Raw genomic sequence first — 6738 nt, 5'->3', positions numbered from 1 at the left:
GGACAATATTGTCGTGACCGCCCGGCGGCGTGACGAGTCGATCGTCGATGTTCCTGTGTCTGTGACCGCGGTCAGCGGCGACCAGTTGCAGCGCGCCAACATCTCCTCGGTCGCCGACCTTGGCCGCGTCGCACCTGAAGTGCGCACCTATCCTGTGCAAGGGCGTCAGTCGACCGTGAGCTTCATCATTCGCGGTCAGATCGAGACCTCGGGCCTTCCCACCTCGGACCCGGCGGTGGGCCTCTATTTCGCCGAGGCCGTGCAGGCCCGCCCTCAGGGCAGCGGCAAGCTTTTCTATGACCTGAGTTCCATCCAGGTTGTGTCGGGGCCACAGGGCACCCTCTTCGGCCGTAACCACACAGGCGGTGCGATCCTGATCGCCCCCGAGGCGCCCAAGCTCGGCAAGGTCGAAGGCTATGTCCAGGGCACCTATGGCAACTATGACCGCCGCGAGTTGCAAGGGGCGCTCAACGTCCCGCTCGGCGACAAGGTCGCCCTGCGCCTGGCGGGCAACCTGACCCGCCGCGACGGCTGGCTCACCAATGCCACCACCGGCAACGAACTGCGCACCGATCACTCGGACTCCTTCCGTGTATCGCTGCTCCTCGAGCCCTCCGACCAGTTTCGCAATGTCACCATCGTCGATGGCTTCAAGGGGCACAGCAACGACGGCGGCGTCACCGTCATTGCCGTCAACCCCGCCATCAACTCCCCGGTTAACCCGCTCTCCGTGCGTCTGGCCGCCCTTGCCGCCCAGCAGGCCGACCGTCGACGCGTCGCCCAGTTCACCGACTCCCCGAGCCGTTCCTCCAACTATGGCGTAACCAACACCTCGACGCTCGAGGCCGGGGACGTCACCCTCAAGAACATCTTCAACTATCGCCGGATCAGGAGCGACGACACCGCAGATGCCTCGCTGCCGATCAACACCCTCATCCAGCGGGTCAAGGTCAAGGCCGAGCAGGTGACCAACGAGTTCCAGGTCTCGGGCAAGGCGCTCGACGACAAGCTCGACTATATCGCTGGTGCCTATTTCTTCTGGGAGCAGGCGACGAGCACCACCTTCAACAGTGTGTTCGCAAGCCCCTTCCTGATCAGCCCACTCGACCGTGCCACCAATGAGAGCAAGTCGCTCTTCGCCCAGGTTGACTATCATCTGAGCCAGAAGCTCAGCATGACGGCCGGCGCGCGCTACACGATCGACGATCGCAACGTCTACCAATATGCCCAGTCGAGCCCCACGGCCGTCGCACTCAACACCGGCAAGTCGGCCACCTTCAAGAAGCCGACCTGGACGCTGAGCCTCAACTACAAGCCCGACGCCGACACCCTCCTCTATGTCACCAACCGGCGCGGCTACCGCAGTGGCGGCTTCAATGGCGGCGCCACTACCCCTGCCACCTTCACCGAGTTGAGGCCCGAGATCCTCACCGACTATGAGATCGGCTTCAAGAGCCAGGGTCGCCTGGGCGGCATGCGCTACCGCACCTCCATGTCCGCCTTCCACTCCATCTACGAGGACATCCAGCGCAACGTCTTCACCGTCATTGGCACCACCCCGGTCCGTACCCTGTTCAACGCCGCCAAGGCCCATATCAATGGCGCCCAGGCAGAACTGTTCGTCAGCCCCATCCGGGCGATCGAACTGACCGGCTTCGTGGGATATACCGATGCCAAGTACAAGGAGTTCAACGACGGCACGCTGACGGGCATCCCGCCCTTCGCCTATGTGCCCAAGTGGAACTACCGGCTCTCTGGCCGCGTCATCCTGCCGGTGCCCGAGAATATCGGCGAGGTCAGTGCACAGGCCGATTACTTCCACACCTCCAGCGTCATTCGCCAGGACCGCCCGCCCCTGCCGGGCGAAGTCATCCCGGGCTATGGCGTGCTGGGCGGCCGCATCACCTTCGACAAGATCGGGGGCTCCAACCTGCGGGTGGCGGTGTTCGGCACCAACCTGACCAACAAGACATATTATACCGCGGCGCAGGCCTTCTACAGCCTGCCCTTCGGCGGCCTGACCGGCGGCGTATTGGGCGATCCGCGTATGTACGGCGTGGAAGTGGGCTACCGCTTCTGACAATCCGGGCGGTGGGCCTGCCCCCACCGCCCCAGACACAGGCGGCAAGAGCGCCGTGAAGAAAGGAAGTTAGAATGAACGTCGCCGATATGCGCTTCATGCCGCCCGGCTATATCACCAGCCGCTTTGGCGAGATCGAGTTTACCGACTGGATCGATGAAAGCATGTCCTGGAAGCGGACCTGCTCGATCGGCGACTGGTCCTGGATCTGGGAGCGCCGCTTCAAGGGCCCCGACGCCATGCGCCTGCTGCGCGATACCGTCATCAACGGGTTCAAGAAGTTCGACATCCTCCAGTCCAAGCATGCCACCCACTGCAATGCCGACGGCAAGGTCATCGCCGAGGGCATCCTCACCCGCGTAGGCGAGGATGAGTTCGTGCTCATGGGCCGCGGCAGCTTCTGGGTCGACTATGTCCGTCGCCAGGGCAACTATGACGTCGTCTCCGAACATGAGGACTGGTATAACTTCCAGGTAGCCGGGCCCAACACCCTGGCCCTCCTCGAGGAGGTATCGGGCACCAGCCTGCGCGACATCAAGTTCATGCATTCGGGCGAAATCGAGATCGCCGGCCACAAGCTGCTCGCGCTGCGGCAGGGCATGTCCTTTGGCCCCGGCTTCGAGCTGCAGGGTCCTCGCGCCCATGCCGAGGAAGTCTATGCCACCCTGCTCAAGGCCGGCGAAAAGCACGGCCTGCGGCGCCTGGGCGGTCGCGCCAGCAATGTCGGCCATCTTGAAGCCTGCTTCCCTACCGCCGTCCTCGATTATCTCCCTGCCGTCTTCGGCAAGGACATGGACAGCTATCGCGAGGAGTTCTTCCGGTCGCTCGGCGGCGGCTTCGCCACCTTCAGCGTCAACGGCAGCTACGAGGCCAGCGACGTCAGCGAATATTATCGCAGCCCCATCGAGCTGGGTTGGGGCAAGAACATCCGCTTCGATCATGACTTCATCGGGCGCGCTGCCCTCGAGAAGGAAGCCGAAACACCCGGGCGGGTGATGCGGACCCTGGTGTGGAATGCGCAGGATGTCGCCGATGTCTATGCCTCGCTCTTCCGCAAGGAAGCCACGCCCTACCAGTTCATGGAAATGCCCCGCGAGCAGCGCGCCACCATGACCGTTGACAAGGTGCTGCGCGGCGACCGGGTCGTTGGCGCCGCCACCTCACGCGGCTATAGCTACTACTTCCGCGAGATGCTCTCGCTCGTCTGCATCGAGCCGGAATCAGCAGAGCCAGGCACCGAGGTCGTGGTCACCTGGGGCAACCCCGGGCAGCCACAAAAGGAAATCCGGGCGACCGTCGCCCCTGCCCCCTACCAGGACAACAGGCGCGACGATCTCCACAAATACTGAGCCGAGCCCTTCCAAGCTGACAAACATGCTCCCGGCGCCCGTGGCGCCGGCAGCCTCATTGCGGACCCATGACATGGCTGACCTGCCCTATATCCTCACCCTCTCCTGCGCCAACCGACCTGGCATCGTCGCCCGGGTGAGCGGCCACCTCTTCAAGTTCAACGGCAACATCGTCGAGGCCAACCAGTTCGATGACGCCGACACCGGCCGCTTCTTCATGCGCGTCGTGTTCGGCATGCCCGAGGAACAGGACAGCCAAGCCCTCGCCAGCGAGTTCGCCGCCATCGCCGAGGCCTTCGGCATGGAATGGAAGATCCGGCCCCGCGAACAGCGCACCAAGGTCCTCCTGCTCGCCTCCAAGTTCGACCATTGCCTCGTCGACCTCCTCTACCGCAAGCGCATCGGCGAACTCGACATGGACGTGGTCGGCATCATCTCCAACCACCCGCGCGAAACCTATTGCGCCATGGACCTGGGCGACACCCCCTTCCACCACCTCCCCATCACCAAGGACACCAAGTCCCAGCAGGAAGCGCAGATCAAGGCGATCGTCGAGCAGAGCGGCGCCGAACTCATCGTCCTGGCCCGCTACATGCAGATCCTCTCCGACGACCTTGCCACCTTCCTCTCGGGCCGCTGCATCAACATCCACCACAGCTTCCTGCCCGGGTTCAAGGGCGCAAAGCCCTACCACCAGGCGTTCGGCCGCGGGGTCAAGCTCATCGGCGCAACCGCCCACTTCGTCACCTCCGACCTCGACGAAGGCCCCATCATCGAGCAGGATGTCGAACGCATCGGCCACGAGCATAGCGCCGATGCCCTCGTCCAGAAAGGACGCGACATCGAGCGCCGCGTCCTCGCCCGCGCGGTCGCTTGGTTCCTCGAGGGACGACTGTTCCTCAACAATAACAAAACCGTGGTCTTCCACTCATGAGCGAGACCAAGATAATCGACGGGAAAGCCGTCGCGGCTGCTCTCAAGGCCGAAATCCGCAGCAAAGTAGCCCGATTGCAGCATTCCGGCCCCATTCCGGGCCTTGCAGTCGTACTGGTCGGCCACGATCCGGCGAGCGAGATCTATGTCAGGTCCAAGATCAAGCAAACAACGGAGGTCGGGCTTGCATCGATCGAGCACCGGTTGGACAGCGATGTCTTACAGGAAGACCTCCTGCGATTGGTAGAAGAACTCAACGAAGACCCGGCAGTGCATGGCATACTGGTGCAGCTGCCACTCCCGGCGCATATCAACTCGACCGAGATCCTCCTTGCGATCGACCCGCGCAAGGATGTTGATGGCTTTCACCCAATCAATGTTGGAATGATCGCGACCCAGAGTGGTGGCATCGTCCCCTGCACTCCCCTCGGCTCGATGAAGCTCATCCAATCGGTGCGCCCGGACCTTGCGGGCCTCAAGGCAATAATTATCGGCCGTTCCAACATCGTTGGCAAGCCCATGGCGCAGCTTCTGCTCGCGCAAGATTGCACAGTCACGCTTGCGCATTCCAAGACAAGGAACCTGGCAGAGGAGATCGCGGCCAGCGATATCGTCGTTGCCGCCGTAGGTCGTCCGCATTGCATTAGGGGCGAATGGATCAAGCCAGGCGCTATCGTGATAGACGTTGGAATCAACCGCATCGTGGATGAGCAAGGGCAGCGCCGAATAGTTGGCGATGTCGCTTTCGATGAGGCGTTGGGACGTGCTGGCGCGATCACTCCCGTCCCGGGTGGCGTTGGCCCCATGACGATCGCATGCCTCCTGTCCAACACAGTGGATGCCTTCCTGCGGGAAACGTGTCCCGACTGAAGGTAGAGCAGGTCGAAGTGTAATAAGGCGATGGCCTTGCACGAGAGCTTCCGTGGACAAGACCGTGCCTGCTTTCAGGCCAATGAATCGCCCGCGCGCCAATGAACTTGCTGCAAACACATAGGAACCGGAGAACCATAGAATGCCCGCCCATGATTTTGACCTGTTTGTAATCGGCGCGGGTTCTGGTGGCGTGAGAGCGGCGCGCGTCGCCGCCGCCCATGGCGCTCGGGTTGCAATCGCTGAAGAGCATCGCGTCGGAGGCACATGCGTCATCCGCGGATGCGTTCCGAAGAAGATGATGGCCTATGCGGCGCATCTTGCGAGCGACTTATTCCATTCTCCCACCCTGGGGGTCGACGCTGAAGGCCTAAATCTGGACTGGAGTGCCCTACGCTCTTCCCTCGCTCGTGAAGTTAGTCGCCTGGAGGCCATCTATCGCGCGAATCTTGAACGCTCCGAAGTCAAATTTCTTCCCGGGCGGGCGTCGATTGTATCACCACATGAGGTGAAGCTTGCCTCAGGCGAAGTCTATTCCGCGTCGAAGATTCTCATTGCGGTCGGTGCTTGGCCGATCATACCCCAAATCCCTGGCGCCGAACTGGGGATAACATCAAACGAGATATTCTCTCTTGCACGGTTGCCGGAAACGCTCGTCGTCCTTGGTGGCGGCTACATTGCGCTTGAGTTTGCCAGCATCTTCCGCGCCTTGGGAAGCAACGTCACGCTGGTCAATAGGTCCGACACGTTCCTACGCAGTCATGACGCCGAGGTCGTCCGCCGCTTGCTCACGTCTCTCTCCGATAAGGGCGTCAAGATTGTCGCAGGCGCCACATTCGAGAAGATTACAAGGATCGGGGCCGACAGCTTGGATGTCCAGTTGAGCAATGGCGACCATATTTCATGTAGCACGGTTCTCCATGCGGCTGGCAGGTTGCCCAAGACTGGGGACCTGGGCCTCGCAAAGGCAGGGATCGCTGTCGATACGAAGGGCGCCATTTGCGTCGACGAAGTGAATCGAACAAGCTGCGAGACTATTTTTGCAATTGGCGATGTAACCAATAGGATACAGCTCACCCCTGTTGCGATAAGAGAGGGGCAAGCATTCGCAGACCGATGTTTTGGGAACGGGGCGTCTGCGATAAATTACGAAAACGTGCCATCAGCCGTTTTCACCAATCCACCTCTCGCCGCCGTGGGCCTGACCGAAGAGCAAGCGGCTGCCAAATTTGGGCCCGTGACGATCTACACATCCGACTTTCGGCCGATGAAGAATGTTCTTCTCGATGTTCCTGAGCGAGCATTCTACAAGCTTGTTGTCCATCCCGGGACCGACCAGGTCATCGGCCTGCACATGCTCGGCCCTGAAAGTCCCGAAATCCTCCAGGCCGCCGCGATCGCCGTCAACGGCGGGATGAAGAAGGCGGATTTCGATGCTACGATGGCACTGCACCCCTCCATGGCAGAAGAGCTCGTGCTCATGAAATGACCAGTTGCATCGAACCG

General features: G+C 61.5%; 5 protein-coding genes. All 5 read left to right on the top strand.

Going from position 1 to position 6738, the window contains the following annotated elements:
- A partial coding sequence (locus DM806_RS18030; protein WP_179043307.1) for a TonB-dependent receptor occupies positions 1-2080 on the top strand: 2080 nt, incomplete at its 5' end.
- A gap of 74 nt (positions 2081-2154) precedes the next feature.
- Complete coding sequence (locus tag DM806_RS18025) at positions 2155-3429, top strand: aminomethyl transferase family protein (RefSeq protein WP_179043290.1); 1275 nt, start codon at positions 2155-2157, stop codon at positions 3427-3429.
- 73 nt (positions 3430-3502) lie between these two features.
- The gene (purU, locus tag DM806_RS18020; RefSeq protein WP_179043289.1) at positions 3503-4363 is read left to right on the top strand and encodes a formyltetrahydrofolate deformylase; all 861 of its coding nucleotides are present in this window, start codon (positions 3503-3505) and stop codon (positions 4361-4363) included.
- Complete coding sequence (gene folD / locus DM806_RS18015) at positions 4360-5232, top strand: bifunctional methylenetetrahydrofolate dehydrogenase/methenyltetrahydrofolate cyclohydrolase FolD (RefSeq protein WP_179044550.1); 873 nt, start codon at positions 4360-4362, stop codon at positions 5230-5232. The genes purU and folD overlap by 4 nt, the downstream gene beginning before the upstream one ends.
- 142 nt (positions 5233-5374) lie before the next feature.
- A complete protein-coding gene (gene gorA, locus DM806_RS18010; RefSeq protein WP_179044549.1) occupies positions 5375-6721 on the top strand; it encodes a glutathione-disulfide reductase in 1347 nt (448 codons plus the stop codon).
- The last annotated feature ends 17 nt before the right edge of the window (positions 6722-6738 follow it).

The organism is Sphingobium lactosutens (genome assembly GCF_013393185.1).
GTDB lineage: Bacteria > Pseudomonadota > Alphaproteobacteria > Sphingomonadales > Sphingomonadaceae > Sphingobium > Sphingobium lactosutens_A.
This window is presented reverse-complemented; position numbering and strand designations above follow the sequence as displayed.